Raw genomic sequence first — 19,219 nt, 5'->3', positions numbered from 1 at the left:
GTATGCAGAAAAAGATCCTATTCATTAGCCATGATGCCAACAGAGCCGGTAGCCAGCTTTTGCTGCTACAACTCCTGAAAATATTGAAGCAGAAAAACATTCCCATGGAACTTCTGCTTTGCGGGGACGGCGTTGTTGCAAAAGATTTTGAAGAGGTGGTCCCCACCACCAGGCTTCCTGAAACAGATCCCTATTTTGTAAGCCGGCTCAGCGACAAACTGCTCTGTAAACTGGGGTTTACCGATTCACTGGCCAGGAAAGCCCGGCGTAAAAAACAACAGGCGCTGGAACAGAGCCTCAATCCCTCCGAAATCGGCCTGGTATTTATCAATTCTATTGCCAACGCCGGCATTTACTACAACGAGCTTAGTTTTTTACATCATATTCCGGTCGTTCTTTTTGCGCACGAGCTTGAAATGTCGGCCAAAATGTACGCGAAACGGAACGAGCTTGAATTTTTACTCAAAAAGACCGATCACCTGATTGCCGTTGCCCAGGCGGTCGCGGACTATTACATCGAGGACTTTCAATTCCCGAAAGATGCCGTTAGTATCCTGACGCTGATCGACCATGACTATATTGATGCCAATTTCCGGAAAGCACAGCGGAATCTCCTTGAGAAAGAATACGGCATCCCGGCGGATGCTATTGTCGTAGGCGGCTGCGGCAATGCCGAGTGGAGAAAAGGCAATGATATTTTTAACTGGATAGCACGGCTGGTAATTACCAAAACCAACCCGTTGCCGGTTTATTTTGTTTGGGTCGGAGCCGGTAAACAGCACAGCATCTACGAGCTCATCGCTATGGACATCCGGCGTATGGGGCTTTCGGACAAGATCATTCTGATACCGCCCACTTCCCGCGCGCTCGATTACATCAGCCGCTTCGACCTGCTACTGCTTTCATCGCGCGAAGATCCCTATCCGCTCGTGGTAATGGAGGCCGCCTTAAACGAGACTCCGGTGATCTGTTTCCAGGGGGCCGGCGGGGCGCCGGAACTTATCTCAAATGATGCCGGTCGGACCGTCCCCTATATGGACATACCCGCGGCATCCGAAGCTATCATACAACTGATTCTCGACCCGGGCGAACGGTCGGCACTGGGTCAGAAAGGACGAATAAAAGTATTGGAAAGGCATAAAACCGGGCTGAGTATCGAAAAAATCATGGCGATTATTCAAAAATACTTCGAACTCCCCCTTTCCGAAAAGCTGGATCAATGACGATTGCATTTACGATTTGCTCCATCAACTATCTTGCACAGGCAAAAACCCTCAGGGAATCGCTTGCTGCCACCAACCCCGACATCATTTTTTTTGTCGGACTGGTCGACAGGCTGGATGAAATTCAATTTGAAGCGGAGCATGAACCCGATTTCGACTTGCTCGAAATTCATCAGATCGGGATTGAGGGTTTTGAAGATATGTGTGAACGGTACAACATCACCGAGCTCAACACCGCCGTCAAACCTTTTTATTTTACCTATTTCTGGAACCGGTACCCCAACGCTCAGAAGGTGATCTATTTTGATCCGGACATTATCGTTTTTCAGCCGCTTCATGAGCTGCTCGGGAGGCTGGATGAAGCCGAGGGCGTACTCACCCCGCACATGCTGACACCGATCGAAGACCGGAAAACGCCGAATGAGCTCCATCACCTCAACACCGGCGTCTATAACCTCGGCTTTGTCGCGCTCCGCAAAACGGAGAAAACCATTGATTTCGTCAAGTGGTGGGAGGACAAACTCCGTTACGAATGTCTGATTGCATTATGCGACGGGCTTTTCGTAGATCAAAACTGGATGAATTTTCTCCCCGTTTTCGTCGAAAATGTTCACATTGAACGTAGTCCGGGCTACAACGCAGCTTACTGGAACCTGCACGAAAGGAACATACAGCAAGCAGATTCGGTCTATTACGTAAACGAAGCCTACCCGTTGGTCTTTTTTCACTATAGCGGCTACGACCCGGCAAAACCGGCGGTGCTCTCGAAGTACCAGGACCGCTTCGATATCGCCGACCGCCCCGATCTCCATGAACTGTTCCGCTTATATGGCGAAAGGCTTCAGGCGAACGGCCAGGAATATTACCGGTATTTTCCGTGTGCCTATATCAAACCGGCCAAAGTCTACCGGTACCAGCGGATTCGCAGGGCGCTTAAAGCCCCGCTTCAATATCTGGCAAAAGCTGTCGACTCCCTGTAATGCGCGAACTGGCAACCATTGTGGTACCTGTCTTTGGCAGAAGCTGGCATCCGCTTGAGCTTGCCCTGCTATTGCATGCCCGGAAGATAATGCCTGAGTTTTCCCTGGTCTTTGTAGGCCCGGAGCCCCGGGACATGTCGGAAATAAAAAACGATTTTCCGGAAGCAACCATTTACAAGTTCGACCCGGCATTTTTCGAGAACAAACAAGGCTATGCCAGGTTGCTCCTCAGGCCTGATTTTTATGAAATGTTTGGTTGGAGTGAATTCCTGCTACTTTTTGAGCCGGGGTCTTACATCACCAAAAACGAGCTGCACTACTGGTGCAAGCAAGGGCATGACTATATTTGCGACAGCTCAGGCCGACTTTCTTTGCGGCATGTAGACAAGTTTATGTCGCTGGCCCGAAAAAACCAACGCGACATCCAACATTTTTTGGCTGGTAAAGCAGACAGCGACCATGCCTTCTGGCAGAAAAAAGCAGGCGGGTTCTGGCCCGCGCTCAGAAGCCCGACGGCTGTCGTTTCAGAATATTTTTCTCAGCCGATCGACGCAGTCACACCTATTGAGAAGGCGGAAAGCCTTCCTTTTGCCATAACCGGCCTGGTCCCGGAAAACACCCGGCACCAGGAATGGCTGAATACGATTGAAATTAAAACCGAATAAAATCGCATTGACAGGATTTTTCACCGTTTGTAACCGATACCAGCTGCCCGGCGCAATTGCCCTGGGCGAAAGCGTGCTGCGCTTTCATCCCGGCGCCCGGTATGTTATCGGCCTGGCAGATGACTCCGCCGGGAGTGCCGTTCCCGCAGGAATGGAACTTATCCCGATTGCAGCGCTTCAGATCCCGCGCCTGCAGGAAATGAGCGGGCGCTACCTGGATTATGAATTTGTACATGCAGTCCGGCCCTGGTTCGCCAAACACTTGCTGGAGCAATCGGAAAACCGCTTTGCCTGGGTGTTCCTGGCTCCGACTGTTCTGGTTTTCAGCCCGCTGGACTTCCTCGGCAAGTATGACAGCGACTTCCTGCTTACCCCCAACCTGACAGGGCCGCTGCCCGCGTCCCGGAACCTCGATGACAAAAGGATACTGAACATCGGCATGTTCAACGCCGATGCGTGGATGGCCAGGGCAACACCCGAAGTAAAATCCTTGTTTGACTGGTGGCGTACGCGGACGATAGACCGGGCTTTCTTCGACCTCTGCAATGGCATGTGCCTCGATCAGCTCTGGCTCAACTACGTACCCGTATTACTCCGGGAATGGACCATTCTCCGGGACACCAACTGGCATGTCGGCCTGCATAACCTGCTCCGGGTTGCGCTGGAAAACAGTAGCGGCGAAACCCCATCAGCAGACGGGAAACCGCTTCTTACCTTCAATTTTGCAGGGCTTACCGGCTTTCACCCTGTGTGGTCCGACCACACACAGGTGCTAAGCGGCAACCCGGCGGGGGAAAGGCTGCTACGCAATTACAAAAAGCAGCTCGCTGTTTATGAAAAAACCGGGCCCGACAAGGCACATTACGGTCGTCCGTCATCCGTACCGGCTTTCCGGGACTTCAGGAGAGCCATTAAGTCCGAGCTTAACCACGTGGTAAGCCTGATTGATAAAATAGAGATTTAACACATGGAACCGCTGAATTTGAGCAGTCAAAACCTCAGGACTTTCGTAAACAGGCTTTTCACCAAAAGCGAATTGCCCGATTATACGGGCCTTCAAGTGCCACGGTTAACCATCATTACGCCTTCCTATAACCAGGCTGAGTTTCTGGAGCGCACCATACTCAGCGTGCTTAACCAGGGGTACCCGAATCTTGAATACATGATTATCGACGGCGGTTCCACGGACAACAGCGTGGAGGTAATCAAAAAATATGAGCCGTACCTTTCCTATTGGGTGAGTGAAAAAGATAAAGGCCAGGTAGACGCCCTCAACAAAGGGCTTAGAAAGGCAACCGGGCAATGGATTGCCTTTCAAAACTCCGATGACGTCTATTTCCCCGGCACTTTGCACCGTTTTGCACAGGCGCTGCAATCCGGTCATTCCGAGGCCGATATCCTGTACGGCGATCTGTATATGATCGACACGAACGACCAGGCCACCGAATTGCTTAAAACCATTCCGTTCAGCTTTTCAAGCCAACTGTGGGAGGGGATGCAGATCCACAACCAATCCCTGTTTTTCAAACGCAGCCTGACCGATCGTTACGGGCTTTTTGACGAATCCTACCGTTTTGCTTTCGATTATGAATTTATTACGCGGTATACCGCGCAAAAAGGAGTGGTGGCAAAGCGGGTCGGCGGAATGGCGGGAGCGCTTCGCGTTCATGAAAGCGCCAAATCATCTACCATAGCCAATATCGGCCGCGAAGAGCACCACAAGATTCAGAGTGACTTTGCTGCAAAACTAAAACAGCAAGTTCCGACAAAAATCGAATATCTTTGTATCCGGCTGAGGAAGGCGCTGTACTTGCTCACTGACATGGATTTTGCCTATCTCAGACACAGATTGGAGATTTTCAGGAAAGGATGAATTTCGGAAATTTAATAGGGAACATCAATTACCTTCGGTACGCGGTCGGGATCTCCATGATGATCAACGGCTTTCCTATTATCTTTTTTGTTCGCGATACGCTGGGAATCGGACCGGCAAGCAGTGTTTTCACAGGCGCTTTTTTCGGCCTCGCGCTGTTGCTCATGATGCCGCCAAAACTCAAATTGGTGGCTTTCAAGCCTAATATCCTGCTTTTTCAGTTCACCGCCCTCTTTTTCGGCATCCTGCTCTACTATTTCTTTTTTATCAATAATTCGGGCAAAGCGGTAGCCGATATAGTCAATTTCGCCTACACATTCGCCTTTTTTTTCCTGTTGCTTTACGTTCCGAATGACATTCAAAAGACCTTGCTGGTCGTCCTCTTTTTAATGTCGTTTGTCAATAACCTGACGCTTATTTATTCCCTGATTACCAATCCCAGCTGGACGCTGGGGATGCGGGCGGCCGTGACCTTTGCCAACGAGGATGCCCAACAGGGCGGTAATCCGCACCTGGCCGCCAGGAATGCACTGGTTTGTCTTCTGTCGGGATATGCGCTCATCCGCGAATTCAAAAACATGTGGATCAAAACGTTTTTGATGGTTTCACTTGTTTTCAGCCTCTGCGTCATGATCCTGACGCAATCAAAATCCTGCCTCCTCGGAACAGGCATTATCATTGCCACCCATGCCGTATTCCGGCTGAGGCCGGCCAGTATCGCATCCGGCGTCAGGCAGCTTTTTACACTCCGGTCTCTGGTCGTTTTGATTGCCCTGCTCGGTTTCTTCAGATACCTGATCCATCGCTACAACAACATCTACGGCATCATCATCAACTACTGGGATGTACTGGCCGGACGCTTTGAAGACGTAATCTTTACTGCGTTTCAGCTGGAAACCAGCGAGGACGTAGCCGAGGATGCTTCGGCTATGGGGCGGGTTGCCAGTTTTGACTTTCTCAAGGAGGCCATTTACGATCCGGAAGTCCTGATCGTCGGCAACGGATATAAGTACGAATTCATGGACGTGCCGCCAATTGAAATGCTGGCCAACCACGGGATCGTGGGCTGTCTCGTCTTTTGCCTGCTCAACTTCTTTTTCCTGATGTTTTCCATACGGGACATCCGGCAGAACAAAAGCTCGCTGGCCATCTTTACGGCCTCATTTTTCATGTATTTTCCCGCGCTGCTAATCAGTTCCGGGCGGCCGTATGATATTACCTATTGGTTCCCTTATGTGTTTTTTGCCCGGTTTTTAGGCCTGCCATACCTATCTAAAAATCTTAGTTCACCGAACCAATCTTTAAGCGGACGCACAACGCTCGCTTCCTGATCAAAACGCTGCGGGAAGCAAAAACCGCCGGGCAATTTCCTTCATGACGCTGAGCAAAAAAATCGAACAACTTTTTTCCAGGAATATTCAAACCGGGAAACTCATCCCGGAGCTGGACGGGCTCCGTTTCCTGGCAATTTTCCTGGTGTTCCTTCATCATGTTCACGCCTTTTTCGAATTCAGTGCTCCCGTAGAATTCAAGGACATTGACCGGTTTGAAGGTCTGCGCCTGTGGCTGATCGATAGCCGTAAAGGGGTGGACCTCTTTTTTGTCATCAGCGGTTTTATCCTCGCGTTGCCTTTTGCCAGGTCCTACCTAAAAGGAAGCCCGGTACCGTCCCTGAAAAAATACTTCAGGCGCCGTCTCACCCGACTGGAGCCACCCTATATGGTGGCCATGATTGGTATGTTTTTTATATTCCCGGTTTTCACCGAGATGGACTATCTCTTTGCCTTCAAAAGTTTGCTGGCTTCATTGGTCTACAGTCATGTTTTTTTCTACGAGGTTTCTTCTTTCCTCCTTCCGGTCGCCTGGTCGCTCGAACTAGAGGTTCATTTTTACCTGCTCGCCCCGCTTCTTTTCCTGGTCTTAAAACTGCCTGCCTTCTGGCGGAGAACCGGTATCGTTGCCGTCATCCTTTTGCTCCCCTGGATTCAGGTCCGCTACCAGACACCGGGCTTCTATCTTATTCATTATATACAGTTCTTTATCAGCGGCATTCTCCTGGCCGACTTCTACATGAACTGGCCGGGCAAAAAAAATACAAGCCTGCTACAGTCCCTTGCCGGCGCGGTTTTGTTCGCGGTTGTATTGTTCCTCCCGCATGTGCGGACCCACCTGATGCAAACTGAAACCGAAATAATCTGCGCGATGATATTCCCGTTGGCCATTGCCGGGTTCTATTATATCGTACTTACCAATGTTTTTTGGGGCAGACTTTTCGCGTTTCGGTGGATTTCACTGATCGGCGGCATGTGCTATTCGATCTACCTGGTTCATCAGCCGATTTTGTCCGCTACCATGAAAATACTCTTCAAGTTCCAGTTTTTCTCTTCCTATGCGGCTGAGTTTCTTATCGTGGCGCTTATCTGTACAGTACCGGTGATGCTCGGGAGTATCGTATTTTTCCTGCTCATAGAAAAGCCTTGTATGGATCCGGAGTGGCCGGAAAAATTATGGGCGAAGCTGAAATCCGCTTTTAAGAAATGGTCTTTTTTTTAGCCGAGCCGAAAAAGCGTACCTTTGTCCCCTGATTACCGAAGTGCAGCATGCTGTCAACCATCCGAAAGGTTTTTCTTTCCATTTTATTCCTGGCCGTTTGTGTCGAGCTGATTCTCCGTTTCGGATACGGTTTCTGTAGCGCGCCTCTATACGTCAAAGATGCCGACTACGAATACATCTACGCCCCGAACCAGACGGTGAAACGCTTCGGGAATACGATTAAAACCAATTCCCTTTCGATGCGAAGCCTTGAGGTTTCCGATAAAGACTCAGTGGTGGTGCTCCTGATAGGCGATTCGGTAGTAAACGGCGGAAGCCTCACCGACAATGATGATCTGGCGTCCACGCTCCTCGAAGCCCGGCTTTCCGATGCTTTGGGGAAATCCGTCCGGGTGCTTAACATCTCCGCCGGGTCCTGGGGGCCCGACAATAGCGCCGCCTACCTGAGAAAACACGGTTTCTTTAATGCCAGTATTATGTGTCTCGTCGCAAGCAGTCATGATGCCTTCGACCTGATGACTCACGCTGACCAGGTGGGTATTGACCCCAATCTTCCGGACAAACAATTTAAAATTGCGCTGGTAGAACTCTGGAGCCGGTACCTCTACCCGATCTATTTCAAGGACATAAAGTTTAATCACGTCTATTACGCCCCAAAAATAGATTCGGTTGGTACAGCGGAAGATCAACGCGGCATCTGGAAGGGCGGCGACCATTTTAACCCGGGCTTCGGGGAACTGGCCGATATGGCCCGGAATAATGAAATCCCCTTTTTCATCTACCTGCACCCCGAGAAATCGGAAATTGAAGCCGGGCAATACAATGAACAAGGGCTGGATATAATTGAATTTGCCCGCCAGGACAGCATTCGCCTTATCCGGGAGCTGGATCAGCCACCGCCGCTCTCGTACTATCGCGAAAAAGACGTCATTCATTACAACCGTGATGGCCAGAAATTCCTGGCCGACCGGCTCTTCCCCATTTTCGAAGCCTATTTGAAAGAACGGAACTGATGCGCATTCTCGTAGTCCATAATCAGCTCTGGGCGCATTATAAGTCCAAACTTTTTGAGGAGATCTACCGGAACCTTCTGGCCCGGTACCCGTCGGCGGTATTTAAAGTGGCGCAAATCAGTTTGTACGAATCGGCGAGAGCAAGCATGCAGCCATCCGACGCCGCCTTGTACGAATACCCCTATGAAGTCCTGTTCCGGAAAAGCCTGGACCAGATCACCCTGCTCCAGCGCGTTCGTGCACTTTTCAGGGCATATAACGACTTTAAACCTACCGTACTGAACATCACCGGCTATTATGACTGGGCCCAGGTTTTGCTCATGTGCTATGCAAAACTGAAAGGCACACGGATTGTGCTTTCGTCCGAATCGTCGGCTCTCGACCACCAACGTAACCCGGTGAAAGAAACCATCAAAAAATGGATTGTCAACAGGGCGGATGCATACTTCTGTTTTGGTACGACTTCAGTAGCCTATTTGAAATTGCTTGGCGTGCCGGAAAACAAAATTTCGGTACGGCACGGCGCAGTAATCGACGACGAGCGCGTGAAGCAGACTTTCATGGAGGCAAGGCGGCAAAACCCGGTGCCACAGTCTAATTTCATTTTCGTGGGCCGGTTCTCCCCGGAAAAAAACCTGATGACATTGTTGCGCGTCTACGCCAAAATACGGGCGGGCCGGCCCGACAGCTGGGGCCTTCTCCTTGTAGGCGACGGACCGGAAAGGAAGCAGCTGGAATCGTATGCCAACCGGGAAATTGGGGATAGCGTAGTTTTTTCGGGGGGCATTTCCTGGCAGGACGTTCCCAAGTGGCTGGCAAAAGCGGGTGCATTGGTGCTCCCGAGCACTTCGGAGCCATGGGGACTTGTTGTAAACGAAGCACTGGTTTGCGGCCTCCCTGTTGTTGTTTCCGACCAATGCGGCTGCGTGGAAGACCTGGTACATGACGGCGGGAACGGGTACATTTTTTCACCTCTCGACTCCGACCGCCTGGAAGCCTGTATGCTTCGCCTCATGGACGCTTCGGACGACACTACCGCGCTCTTTTCGCAAAACGGGAGAAACCTGGTCAACAAGTTTGCGTCCGGTAAGGTAGCCGGGGAGATGGTCACTACCTTTGCCGAACTCGGAAGCCATACGGATAAAAAATGAAGATACTTAATATTTGTGCCTACACCTGGGAAATCGGCGGACCGGCCCGTATTATCTACGACCATACCGTAGAAGCGCTTGAAGAGGGTCACGAGGTGCACATTTTGAGCCCATGCTCGCCCGGGGACAAACTGTACCCTGCCCCCGAGGGCGCCCGGCTGATTCCCTGCAAAAGGAGCCTGCCCATCAGCAGGTTTTACAGGGAATATTCGGTGGAACTCCTGCGGTACCTTCAGCACCATATCAATGACTATGACGTTGTGCATATCCACGGTATCTGGCATTTCGGCAGCCTCGCGCCTTTCCTGGTAAAAAGCAATGTGCCAAAGATCATTACGATACACGGCCTGCTCGATCAATGGGCGGTAAATCATCATGCCTGGAAAAAGAACCTGGTAAGCTTTCTCTATCAGAAAAAACTTCTGGCCAAAGCCGCCGCCATTCAGGTAAACAATACTGACGAGGAGAGCGATGTTACCCAATACCTCGGGTACAGACCAGACAACCTGGTAATCATCCCTAACGGCATGCGGATGAAGGACTATCGGCATCTCCCGGAAAAAGGAACCTTCAGAAAGCAGTTCGACATCCCGGCCGACAGCCCGCTGCTGCTTTTTATGGGCCGTCTCAATGTAAAAAAAGGCCTGGACCTCCTGCTGCCGGCCTTCCGGGCTTTTCATTCCAAGGCTCCCCGGGCCCTGCTTGTCCTCGCGGGGCCGGACGATGGTTACGAGGCAGAAGCGCAACGGTTTGTTGAGACCCACCAGCTCAGGGAGGCAGTAAAATTTGTAGGAATGCTGACCGGCGACATAAAAAAGGCCGCATTGTCAGATGCTACGGCATTTGTGCTCCCCACCTATTCGGAAGGATTTTCGATCGCCGTCCTCGAAGCCATGGCTAGCCGGCTCCCGGCTATCGTCTCGGACCGTACCGGTTTCGGCGACTACACGCGGCAGTTTGACGCCGCGGCACTCACCGCACTAAATTCCGACGATCTCGCCAAAAAAATAGAGCTGACACTGACAGACGCACAATATCGCCAGACCAAAGCCCAAAACGCCTATAAAATGGTTGCTGAGCTGTTCGATATCAAAGTCGTGGCGCGCCAACTGCTGGAGGTATACCGGAAAGCCATTGTGGCATCGAAATTGCAATAAAAATCGAAAACGCGGCTATGTCAAAACTTTCGGTACTTATTCTTACCCATAACGAATCTTTACACATCGGGCGTTGTATCGACAGTTTTTCCGGTCTGACCGACAAAATTTTTATAGTCGATTCGTTTTCTACCGACAACACCTGCGAGATTGCCGAAGCCAGGGGTGCGAAAGTGATCCGAAACCCGTGGGTCTCTTACGCTTTCCAATTCAATCATGCCATTGATCACAATCCCTTTCAAACGGAATGGGTGATGCGGATGGACGCCGACGAGTACCTGACACCGGAGCTTAGGGAAGAGCTGATTTCGACGCTTAACGGCCAGATCGCACCAGATGTCAGCGGATTTTACGTGAAACGGCGGGTTTATTTCATGAATCAATGGATCAGGCGCGGCGGCTACTACCCCATCTGGCTGCTCCGCATCTGGAGAAACGGGAAAGGCCGCTGCGAGGAACTCTGGATGGACGAACATATCAAACTATCGGACGGCCGGACACTCCAGCTATCGAACGATATCGTTGATCACAACCTGAACAACCTAACCTGGTGGACCCAGAAGCACAACCTGTATGCTACGCGCGAAATTATTGACCTGCTGAACATCAGGTACAATTTTGACGAGAAACCTACGGTGGTACCTTCGCTTTTCGGCTCCCAGGAGCAACGAACGAGATTCCTTAAAATCAAATACGCGTCGCTGCCGCTTTTTACGCGGCCCATTCTTTATTTTGTTTACCGGTATTTCTTCAAGCTGGGATTTCTGGACGGCATGAAAGGGCTGATATGGCATTCACTGCAAGGACTCTGGTACCGCTTCCTGGTCGACGCCAAGATCTATGAAATCTACCAACGGGCGGGAAGAGAGAAAACTGCCATTATACGACATTTCAAAGAGGAATATGGAAAAGACGTCCGAAATCCAAACCAATCTGGCCCGGTACGATAACCGTTGGTACCGACCCGGTCCGGCGTGGAAACGCATTCTTTGGTACTTCGCCGGCCGGGTGCTGATCAATAGCTACCTTCCTGTTCCGAACACGCTCAAGTGCGCGGTACTCAGGCTTTTCGGCGCCAGAATCGGGACAGGCGTAGTCATCAAGCCCAGGGTGAATATCAAGTACCCCTGGTTTTTAACTGTAGAAAACAATACATGGATTGGAGAAAAGGTGTGGATTGATAACCTCACGCAAGTTTCGATAGGCGAAAATGTTTGTCTTTCGCAGGGCGCCATGCTGCTCACCGGTAATCACAATTATAAGAAGCCCACCTTTGACCTTATTTTGGGACAAATTCACCTCCGGGACGGGGTCTGGATCGGGGCTCAGGCCATCGTCTGTCCTGGTGTCACTTGCCATACGCACGCCGTTTTGACGGTAAAATCGGTAGCTACACGCGATTTGTCGGCCTATGGAATTTACCAGGGAAACCCCGCAGCATTCATCAAATTGAGACGGATCAAAGAAGAATAAGTTGAAAATTTCGATCATCACAGTTGTCTTCAACGGGGAAAAAACCATAGCAGATTGTATCCGATCAGTCTCCGGGCAAGACTTTTTAAATAAAGAGTACATTATCATCGACGGCGCGTCGAAAGACGGTACGATGTCCGTGATTTCCCGGTTTTCCGACCAGGTCCAGGTGATCCGGTCAGAGCCGGACAAAGGGATTTACGATGCTATGAATAAGGGCATTGCGCTGGCGACGGGCGACGTGATCGGAATCCTGAATGCCGACGATGTATTTGCCGACGAGCGGGTATTGTCCGATGTAGCCGAAACACTCGGCCGCTCAGGGGCCCAAAGTTGTTACGGAGACCTGGTTTACGTCGATGATCACCGGACAGGCGGCCGTGTTACCCGGAAATGGATTTCCGGCACCTTCAAGTCGAACTCGTTCCTGTGGGGATGGATGCCGCCGCATCCCACCCTGTTTGTGAGGAGAGAAGTCTATGAACAATATGGAAAATTCAGGCTCGACCTCGGAAGCGCCGCAGACTACGAATTTATGTTGCGTGTTCTACATAAACACCAGGTTAGTACGACATACATTCGTCGGGTACTGGTCAGGATGAAAACGGGAGGTGTCAGCAATACCAGTGTAACCAACCGGTTGAAAGCAAACAGAAATGACCGCATGGCCTGGACGGTTAACGGGCTCAGACCTTACTTTTTCTCCCTGTGGCTCAAGCCCATCCGAAAAATTGCGCAATTTTTATAAACAAACCGGGTTAAAATTTAACAACATTTCGACGCGTCCGGAAACCGCTTGCCTTTTAATCAGTTTTTGTCCGATCTGTTGTTATGTGATGCATAAAAATACGATATTTGGTGCTCCAAAAAGAGCTATATCCACATTACGTCTGTTTTGACTTTACAATATTTAATATGGAACTAGGTATACTCTCCGAGGCTTTTTCCGGCGGGTCGGTAGATTTCCTACTGAAGCACAAGGTCAATCAATGCATCTTGTCCTTCTTTATAGCCTGCTTTTTGTCTATTGTCGCCATTCCGGTAATCATCAATTTATCTAATCTTCTGAATCTGAACGCGAAGCCAGGCTTCAGGAGCTCCCATGAAAACGCTACCCCGACCCTCGGCGGTATTGCCATATACGCATCAACGATTATTGCCTTTTTCCTGTGGCCCCACGCCGATGAAACCAATCCTGCCAATATTGTCGGGCTTTCCATCGTGGGGCTTACCATCCTGTTTTTCCTCGGCCTTAAAGATGACATACTCGCGCTGGATCCCACGAAAAAACTGGTCATCCAGATTTGTGCTTCCCTCACCCTGGTTGTACTCGGGAATTTCAAGATCGAATACCTTTACGGCATCTTTGGCTGGTATTTCATCCCTGATTTTGTCAGCATTCCCCTTACTACGTTTGTATTTATCGCGTTGATTAACGCTGTCAATCTTATAGATGGCATCGATGGACTTGCGGGCGGAATCGCCTTTATCGCCGCCATTATACTGGGGACCTGGTTCATGATGGGCACCCACTACGTTTTCGCCTGCCTGGCCTATTCCATGTCCGGCGCCTTGCTCGGGTTCCTGAGGTTCAATTTCTCCAAAACCAGCAAGATCTTCATGGGTGACACCGGTTCCCTCGTGGTCGGTTTTCTTTTGTCCATGTTCAGTGTGGAATTTCTCAGGATCAATGTCGCCGCGCGGCATGAGCCCGATGCGTTTTCAAACGCACCGATTATCCTGCTCCTGATCCTGATTGTGCCTATCTTTGATACGCTGCGGGTGTTCATTGTCCGGCTTGCAAAAGGCAAATCGCCCTTCCTGGCCGATCGCAATCACATGCATCATATACTTCTCGACAACGGACTGACTCATTTCCAGGCCTCTTTCCTGCTCTGGATGGGTACGGTAGTCAATGTGATCCTGTTTTTCATTTACCACGGCGACATTTCCAACACCACGTCCATCCTCATCTATACGGGGCTTTTCGGCTTCTATATGATTGCGGCCTACATTCTGAAAAGGCGTGGTTTGATTGTCCTGAGCAAAAAAGTGCCCAACACCGTTCGTTCTTCTTCGTAGTTTATTTTCGCCGGGTTATGCAGTGTACGGCTACACTTCCCGGTAAAAACCGGGTAGCCAGCCCATTATTATAAAATTGCTCATGCCGGGTGAAAGTACCCAGGGATTCTATACCACCAGGTTTTGGTTATTGACTTCCAGTTCGTTTTTGTTCTTTGCCAGCTTCAACATGCTCATACCCGAGCTTCCGCGCCACCTTTCCAACATGGGCGGGGCCGAGTACAAAGGGTATATTATTGCACTTTTCACAATTACAGCCGGCCTCTCCCGCCCATTCAGCGGGGTTTTGACCGACCGGGTCGGACGAGTACCCGTGATGGCCGTCGGCTCGCTGGTATGCGTCATGTGCAGCCTTTTCTACCCGCTGATCACCGCCGTTCTGCCTTTTCTCCTTCTCAGGCTTGTTCACGGTTTTTCCACAGGGTTTAAGCCTACCGGAACTGCCGCCTACATTTCCGATATTGTACCTGCTGACCGCCGCGGCGAGGCCCTGGGAATCCACGGCCTTTGTGCTTCGCTGGGTTCTGCGATATCACCTGCGGCCGGGAGCTGGCTCACGCAGACCTATTCCATCCAGGTAATGTTCCTCTCTTCGGCCTTGCTGGCCTTTTTGTCGGTGGCCATACTCATGAACCTGAAGGAGACGTTGCCGGCGCCGCAGAAATTTTCCCCAAAAATGCTGCGACTGACCCGAAATGACCTTTTTGAGCCGGCTGTTATAGCGCCATCCGTCGTGATTTTTCTTAATTATTTCAGCTTCGGCGCCGTCGCTACCCTCACCCCCGATTTCAGCAGCTACCTGGGGTTTTCAAACCTCGGCCTCTTTTTCCTGGTAAGCACGCTCGCTTCGCTCCTGAGCCGCTTTGTTGCCGGGAAAGCCTCCGACCGGTTTGGCCGCCTTCCCGGCGCCCTGGCGGGCAGTATCATTATGGTGGCGGCCATGATCCTGACCGCCATCTCCGGAACCAAATCCCTTTTCCTTTCAGGGGCGTTTCTTTACGGTATTTCGATGGGGATTCTTTCTCCCGTACTTTCGGCCTGGACCGTAGATCTAAGTAACGAAAACAACCGCGGGAAAGCGCTCTCAACTATGTATCTTTCACTGGAAGCCGGTATCGGTGTCGGCGCCTGGGTGTCGGCTTTTCTTTTTGCCAACCAATTCCAAAACCTTAAATTGGCTTTTTTTGTGAATGCATCCATGGCCTCCGCCGCGGTTTTATTCTGCATTTTCCTCCTGAAAAAGAAGCCAGGCTATGATACCAGATGACGCTTTTCTAACCATTTCGGCCCCTTCAGAAAGTCTTTTCAAGGACAGGGGAAGTAAATTCCTGGGATTCGCCTACCCGGTCAGGTCAGAGGAAGAGGTGCGCAACCGGGTACTTGCACTGAAAGAGCTTCACCCCAAGGCCGTCCACTGGTGCTATGCTTACCGGATCGGCCCAGGGCGCTACCGGGCCAATGACGACGGCGAGCCTTCCGGATCCGCAGGCAAGCCCATTCTGAACGTCCTGTACTCGCGCGAGGTCACCAACCTCCTCGTGGTAGTAGTCCGGTACTTTGGCGGTACCCTGCTCGGCGTCCCGGGGCTGATCCGCGCTTACAAAACAGCCACGGAAATGGCATTGGATGAGACCGGGCTGATCACCGATTTCCTGAAAACTACCTACCTGGTCAGTTTTCCCTATGATGCCATGAATGCGGTAATGAAAGCCGTAAAAGAAATGGACCTGGAAATACAGAAACCCGTTTTTGACCTGATGTGCTCCATAGAAGTAGAAGTCAGGAATACGCTTGCGCCCGAATTCCTGGCCCGCTGCGCCCGGGCGGAAGGCGCAAACATCACCCAGATACCGGACTAGACAACCCGTTCAGCATTCTTCCGCTGATGAACAAACAGCCTCCAGGCTGTGTTATAGCTTTAAGTAATTTATCATGGAAACAGAGGAAATCATCAATAAAGTAGCAGGCAGCGGACTGGTTTCGCTTGATCTGGAATCCTACTACGACCAGGGCGAAAGGGTTGTTTACGACCTGAAAGACAATCTTTACCAGGGACTGATTTTACGGGAAAAAGACTTCAGAGCCTTTCTGAAGGAGCATGACTGGTCGGCTTATTCCGGGAAGCATGTCGCCATCACCTGTTCGGAAGACGCCATTATACCGACCTGGGCCTTCATGCTCCTTACGCTCCAATTACAGCCCTATGCCGGCCAGATTGTTTTCGGTGACCTGGAAAAGCTGGAAGAAAGACTGTTCTACGCAGCCCTCGACCGGATTGACCCGGAGGACTACCGTGACAAAAAAGTAGTAGTGAAAGGCTGCAGTAAATATGCCGTTCCTACTTCAGCCTACGTAGAAGTCACACGCCGGCTAAAGCCGGTCGTACAAAGTCTTATGTTCGGAGAACCCTGCAGCACCGTCCCGCTTTATAAACGCCCCAGGGCTTAGCCCGGTTTCCGGCGAAGCTTTCAGGCACACGGGACAAAGGATCCTGCCCGACGAGCCGTCATACGCTATGATTCGTCTTTCAGCAGCCTGAAGCTGAGCCTGTGATGGGGCGTAGTTCCGAAAATCCTGATGGCACGACGGTGGTGAAGCGTTGGGTAACCCACATTTTGCTCCCAGCCGTATTCAGGGAATTCCTCCGCAAGTCTTGCCATCAGCCGGTCGCGGTAATTCTTGGCAAGAACGGAGGCGGCCGCGATTGAAAAAAACTGGGAGTCACCTTTGATCACACAGGTGTGGGGTATCATCGGGTAGGGCCTGAACCGGTTTCCGTCTACCAGCAAGTGCTCCGGAAGTGTTTTCAAGGCGCCAACAGCGCGGTGCATGGCGAGAAAACTCGCCTGCAGAATATTGATGCGGTCAATCTCCTGGTTGGAAACTTCCGCCACGGCCCAATCCACTGCTTCCCTCAGAACCTCTTCTCCGATCCGGAGACGCTGCACCTCCGAGAGCTGCTTCGAGTCGGTAAGCAGCGGGTGCGAATAATCGGCCGGCAGTATAACCGCTGCGGCTACCACGGGCCCGGCCAGGCAACCGCGGCCCACCTCATCGAGACCCGCCTCTATACATGACACGTTATAATAAGCCCTCAGCATTAGTCTTCAAGAACATTTGCCATAAAAGTACTTTTTAACCCCAGCGAAATAATAAACAGGACTACCGACCACATCAGATATACCCGGTAATAGTCCTTTACTTCGCTGTACATTGAATCTTTGTATTTAACCTTTTCCAGTTGATTGATCTGAGAGAAAACTGCCCCCAGGGCGGTGTTATCGGTCGCTCTGAAGAATTGGTTTTCCCCGGCAATGCGCTGGAGCACTGATTCGGATACATTGGAAGATGCCCCGCCGGCGCGTCCGACCGCTATGGTATAAATCCTTATTCCATAAGCCTGGGCGAGCTTCGACATAGTGAAAGGATCCAGGTTCCCGGAGGTGTTATCGCCGTCGCTAAGCAGAATAACCACTTTGCTCTGGCCGTTTGAATCCCGCATTCTATTGATGGCAACGGCAAGCGCGCTACCGATCGCGGTTCCCGCTTCGGGGATCATGCTTGTCTGCAAGTCCTCAATATACTGCTTAAGAAGGTCATAGTCGGTCGTCAGGGGACAAATGGAATAGGCTTCTCCTGCAAAGATTACAAGACCAATCCTATCCTGTAACCTGTTTTCGACAAATCGCTGGGCTACCTTTTTCGCGGCGGCAAGCCGTGTCGGCTGCAGATCACGTTCCAGCATCGATTCGGAAATATCAACCGCCAGCATAATGTCAATCCCCTCTGAAAACCGGTCAATTTTCGTAGTAACAGTCTGCGGTCGGGCTACGGCAACCAGGGCAAGGGCAAGTGATAAAGCCGAAAGCGTAGGCGGAACCAATCGGAGCAAAGTGACCCAGTTCATAAAATAGCTTCTGTGCACACCGCTTACTTTAATATACTGTTTGTCCGTACGGTGCATCACGCTGCGGAGCCAGAAGAGAGCGGGTACCAAAGGCAGCAGATAAAGGAATTGCGGGTATTCCCACCGGAGATTCCGTACCCAATACCAGTCGAACCAATTTAAAGAAAACCACTCCATCGTTTCACTGAATTTCCCTTTGCGACCTATCTACCCCCATAATCGCCAGTCGCTTGTTATTATACAGCGTTTGGGCCACGTTATTCAAGATCAGCAGAGAATTGCCTATGTCAGTTGATTGGGAGGCCACCCCGTAAATAATCTTGTCTGTTTCTTTGAGCGCCTCCCGCAGGGAATCGTCCGAAATATTATCGGAAATTTCACGGGTCGTAAAAGTCGTAAAAGGCTTACTTTCAAGACGTTCAAGGTAATTCTTCCATAATATAAGTGCCTTCTCCACGTCTTGCGTGCTTCCCCTGTTTTTAGCATTTGCAAAATAACGGTTAAAGCCTCTCGAAAACTCGCGGTGCCGTCTTTTAAGCCGGAACACATTCCACTGCTGCCGGATTTTCTTCCCGAAAAGCCAGTTGATGAGAAAAGCGGTTATGGCGGCGATCAACAACCCGATCAGAAAGGCAGAATAGTCAAACCGTTCCTTGATGGGCACCACCTCCAGGTTTTTTGCCAGGGTCAGGCTGTCGAGCTTAGCGCGGTCTACCAGGAGTGCGACGAAACTGCTGTCAACGGGGGGATATACCGCGGTACAATCCTTCCCGTTCCAAAGAAAAACCGGCAACGAGATACCGATACCTGACGTAACTTCAAACGACACAAGATGGTAAACAGCGCTGTCGAGGCTACCCGTTTCGTCGGTTTCGGTACCGAAAACCTCCTGCCGGCGAAATTCAAAGGGACTGAAGTCAAAGGTCGAATCAGGAAAAAAAACCTCCTCGCCGGGTGCATGGCGGTAACTGAGGCTGTAGGCAAACGATTCTCCGGTTCTAACCGTGTCTTTATTGATCCTGCCCCGGGGAAGTTTTCTTTCCTGGCCTGCCGAGGGAAAAACCATGAGCACCCAAAGCACCGCTGCTATCCAGCCGGGCAACTGCCTGTTTCGCTTCGGGGAAAAACCGCTATTACGCATA

At 50.9% G+C, this 19,219-nt stretch carries 20 protein-coding genes; 17 read left to right on the top strand and 3 right to left on the bottom strand.

The annotated features are described in order from the left end of the window. Positions 1–2 precede the first annotated feature (2 nt). The 17 genes from ABD852_RS20500 to ABD852_RS20420 all read left to right on the top strand — a co-directional run bounded on the left by ABD852_RS20500 (position 3) and on the right by ABD852_RS20420 (position 16,618). Entirely contained in the window at positions 3–1,223 is a 1,221-nt protein-coding gene (locus ABD852_RS20500) for a glycosyltransferase family 4 protein (protein WP_345032332.1), read from the top strand. Continuing rightward, entirely contained in the window at positions 1,220–2,203 is a 984-nt protein-coding gene (locus ABD852_RS20495) for a glycosyl transferase (protein ID WP_345032329.1), read from the top strand. Before ABD852_RS20500 ends, ABD852_RS20495 begins: the two co-directional genes overlap by 4 nt. After that, on the top strand, positions 2,203–2,868 hold the full coding sequence (locus ABD852_RS20490) for a DUF5672 family protein (RefSeq protein ID WP_345032326.1): 666 nt from the start codon (positions 2,203–2,205) through the stop codon (positions 2,866–2,868). The genes ABD852_RS20495 and ABD852_RS20490 overlap by 1 nt, the downstream gene beginning before the upstream one ends. Before the next feature lie 7 nt (positions 2,869–2,875). Next, positions 2,876–3,832 carry a hypothetical protein gene (locus ABD852_RS20485; protein WP_345032324.1) on the top strand — a complete coding sequence of 319 codons (957 nt, stop codon included), beginning with the start codon at positions 2,876–2,878 and terminating at the stop codon, positions 3,830–3,832. A 3-nt stretch (positions 3,833–3,835) separates the two neighbouring features. After that, positions 3,836–4,741: a glycosyltransferase family 2 protein gene (locus ABD852_RS20480; protein ID WP_345032321.1), complete on the top strand. Its 906-nt coding sequence runs from the start codon at positions 3,836–3,838 to the stop codon at positions 4,739–4,741. After that, the gene (locus tag ABD852_RS20475) at positions 4,738–6,072 is read left to right on the top strand and encodes a hypothetical protein (RefSeq protein ID WP_345032318.1); all 1,335 of its coding nucleotides are present in this window, start codon (positions 4,738–4,740) and stop codon (positions 6,070–6,072) included. Before ABD852_RS20480 ends, ABD852_RS20475 begins: the two co-directional genes overlap by 4 nt. A gap of 43 nt (positions 6,073–6,115) precedes the next feature. Then, the gene (locus ABD852_RS20470) at positions 6,116–7,294 is read left to right on the top strand and encodes an acyltransferase family protein (protein WP_345032316.1); all 1,179 of its coding nucleotides are present in this window, start codon (positions 6,116–6,118) and stop codon (positions 7,292–7,294) included. A gap of 47 nt (positions 7,295–7,341) precedes the next feature. Further along, a complete protein-coding gene (locus tag ABD852_RS20465; RefSeq protein ID WP_345032313.1) occupies positions 7,342–8,307 on the top strand; it encodes a hypothetical protein in 966 nt (321 codons plus the stop codon). Continuing rightward, the gene (locus ABD852_RS20460; protein ID WP_345032310.1) at positions 8,307–9,458 is read left to right on the top strand and encodes a glycosyltransferase; all 1,152 of its coding nucleotides are present in this window, start codon (positions 8,307–8,309) and stop codon (positions 9,456–9,458) included. The genes ABD852_RS20465 and ABD852_RS20460 overlap by 1 nt, the downstream gene beginning before the upstream one ends. Next, positions 9,455–10,615, top strand: coding sequence for a glycosyltransferase (locus ABD852_RS20455; protein ID WP_345032307.1), 1,161 nt, complete (start codon positions 9,455–9,457; stop codon positions 10,613–10,615). Before ABD852_RS20460 ends, ABD852_RS20455 begins: the two co-directional genes overlap by 4 nt. Positions 10,616–10,632: 17 nt before the next feature. Further along, complete coding sequence (locus ABD852_RS20450) at positions 10,633–11,565, top strand: glycosyltransferase family 2 protein (protein WP_345032304.1); 933 nt, start codon at positions 10,633–10,635, stop codon at positions 11,563–11,565. Next, positions 11,519–12,088 (top strand): WcaF family extracellular polysaccharide biosynthesis acetyltransferase, encoded by a 570-nt coding sequence (locus ABD852_RS20445; protein WP_345032301.1) that lies wholly within the window; start codon positions 11,519–11,521, stop codon positions 12,086–12,088. The genes ABD852_RS20450 and ABD852_RS20445 overlap by 47 nt, the downstream gene beginning before the upstream one ends. A gap of 1 nt (position 12,089) precedes the next feature. Continuing rightward, positions 12,090–12,836: a glycosyltransferase family 2 protein gene (locus ABD852_RS20440; RefSeq protein WP_345032299.1), complete on the top strand. Its 747-nt coding sequence runs from the start codon at positions 12,090–12,092 to the stop codon at positions 12,834–12,836. 167 nt (positions 12,837–13,003) lie between these two features. Then, positions 13,004–14,170 (top strand): MraY family glycosyltransferase, encoded by a 1,167-nt coding sequence (locus ABD852_RS20435; RefSeq protein ID WP_345032297.1) that lies wholly within the window; start codon positions 13,004–13,006, stop codon positions 14,168–14,170. An 82-nt stretch (positions 14,171–14,252) separates the two neighbouring features. Beyond that, complete coding sequence (locus tag ABD852_RS20430) at positions 14,253–15,437, top strand: MFS transporter (protein WP_345032295.1); 1,185 nt, start codon at positions 14,253–14,255, stop codon at positions 15,435–15,437. After that, positions 15,424–16,029 carry an IMPACT family protein gene (locus ABD852_RS20425; RefSeq protein ID WP_345032293.1) on the top strand — a complete coding sequence of 202 codons (606 nt, stop codon included), beginning with the start codon at positions 15,424–15,426 and terminating at the stop codon, positions 16,027–16,029. Before ABD852_RS20430 ends, ABD852_RS20425 begins: the two co-directional genes overlap by 14 nt. 73 nt (positions 16,030–16,102) lie before the next feature. Further along, positions 16,103–16,618, top strand: coding sequence for a DUF2480 family protein (locus ABD852_RS20420; protein ID WP_345032292.1), 516 nt, complete (start codon positions 16,103–16,105; stop codon positions 16,616–16,618). Positions 16,619–16,683: 65 nt separating this feature from the next. Here the strand turns inward: ABD852_RS20420 and ABD852_RS20415 are convergent, their stop codons facing one another. From ABD852_RS20415 to ABD852_RS20405, 3 genes are read right to left on the bottom strand one after another with little or no spacing between them, the layout of a single operon-like run. Beyond that, a complete protein-coding gene (locus tag ABD852_RS20415; protein WP_345032290.1) occupies positions 16,684–17,271 on the bottom strand; it encodes a ribonuclease HII in 588 nt (195 codons plus the stop codon). Then, positions 17,271–18,254, bottom strand: a complete 984-nt coding sequence (locus ABD852_RS20410; RefSeq protein ID WP_345032288.1) for a vWA domain-containing protein — start codon at positions 18,252–18,254, stop codon at positions 17,271–17,273. The genes ABD852_RS20415 and ABD852_RS20410 overlap by 1 nt, the downstream gene beginning before the upstream one ends. Before the next feature lie 4 nt (positions 18,255–18,258). Then, the gene (locus ABD852_RS20405) at positions 18,259–19,218 is read right to left on the bottom strand and encodes a hypothetical protein (protein ID WP_345032286.1); all 960 of its coding nucleotides are present in this window, start codon (positions 19,216–19,218) and stop codon (positions 18,259–18,261) included. Position 19,219: the final 1 nt, after the last annotated feature.

Origin of the sequence: Ravibacter arvi (assembly GCF_039540405.1) — a bacterium.
GTDB lineage: Bacteria > Bacteroidota > Bacteroidia > Cytophagales > Spirosomataceae > Ravibacter > Ravibacter arvi.
The sequence above is the reverse complement of the archived record's forward strand: the minus strand, read 5'-3'. Positions and strand labels throughout refer to the sequence as shown.

Excerpts from the sequence above, each read along its gene's own strand:
- ABD852_RS20500 (WP_345032332.1), top strand. The coding sequence starts at position 3 with ATGCAGAAAAAGATCCTATTCATTAGCCATGATGCCAACAGAGCCGGT.
- ABD852_RS20495 (WP_345032329.1), top strand. The coding sequence starts at position 1,220 with ATGACGATTGCATTTACGATTTGCTCCATCAACTATCTTGCACAGGCA.
- ABD852_RS20490 (WP_345032326.1), top strand. The coding sequence starts at position 2,203 with ATGCGCGAACTGGCAACCATTGTGGTACCTGTCTTTGGCAGAAGCTGG.
- ABD852_RS20480 (WP_345032321.1), top strand. The coding sequence starts at position 3,836 with ATGGAACCGCTGAATTTGAGCAGTCAAAACCTCAGGACTTTCGTAAAC.
- ABD852_RS20475 (WP_345032318.1), top strand. The coding sequence starts at position 4,738 with ATGAATTTCGGAAATTTAATAGGGAACATCAATTACCTTCGGTACGCG.
- ABD852_RS20470 (WP_345032316.1), top strand. The coding sequence starts at position 6,116 with ATGACGCTGAGCAAAAAAATCGAACAACTTTTTTCCAGGAATATTCAA.
- ABD852_RS20465 (WP_345032313.1), top strand. The coding sequence starts at position 7,342 with ATGCTGTCAACCATCCGAAAGGTTTTTCTTTCCATTTTATTCCTGGCC.
- ABD852_RS20460 (WP_345032310.1), top strand. The coding sequence starts at position 8,307 with ATGCGCATTCTCGTAGTCCATAATCAGCTCTGGGCGCATTATAAGTCC.
- ABD852_RS20455 (WP_345032307.1), top strand. The coding sequence starts at position 9,455 with ATGAAGATACTTAATATTTGTGCCTACACCTGGGAAATCGGCGGACCG.
- ABD852_RS20450 (WP_345032304.1), top strand. The coding sequence starts at position 10,633 with ATGTCAAAACTTTCGGTACTTATTCTTACCCATAACGAATCTTTACAC.
- ABD852_RS20445 (WP_345032301.1), top strand. The coding sequence starts at position 11,519 with ATGGAAAAGACGTCCGAAATCCAAACCAATCTGGCCCGGTACGATAAC.
- ABD852_RS20435 (WP_345032297.1), top strand. The coding sequence starts at position 13,004 with ATGGAACTAGGTATACTCTCCGAGGCTTTTTCCGGCGGGTCGGTAGAT.
- ABD852_RS20430 (WP_345032295.1), top strand. The coding sequence starts at position 14,253 with ATGCCGGGTGAAAGTACCCAGGGATTCTATACCACCAGGTTTTGGTTA.
- ABD852_RS20425 (WP_345032293.1), top strand. The coding sequence starts at position 15,424 with ATGATACCAGATGACGCTTTTCTAACCATTTCGGCCCCTTCAGAAAGT.
- ABD852_RS20420 (WP_345032292.1), top strand. The coding sequence starts at position 16,103 with ATGGAAACAGAGGAAATCATCAATAAAGTAGCAGGCAGCGGACTGGTT.
- ABD852_RS20415 (WP_345032290.1), bottom strand. The coding sequence starts at position 17,271 with ATGCTGAGGGCTTATTATAACGTGTCATGTATAGAGGCGGGTCTCGAT.
- ABD852_RS20410 (WP_345032288.1), bottom strand. The coding sequence starts at position 18,254 with ATGGAGTGGTTTTCTTTAAATTGGTTCGACTGGTATTGGGTACGGAAT.
- ABD852_RS20405 (WP_345032286.1), bottom strand. The coding sequence starts at position 19,218 with ATGCGTAATAGCGGTTTTTCCCCGAAGCGAAACAGGCAGTTGCCCGGC.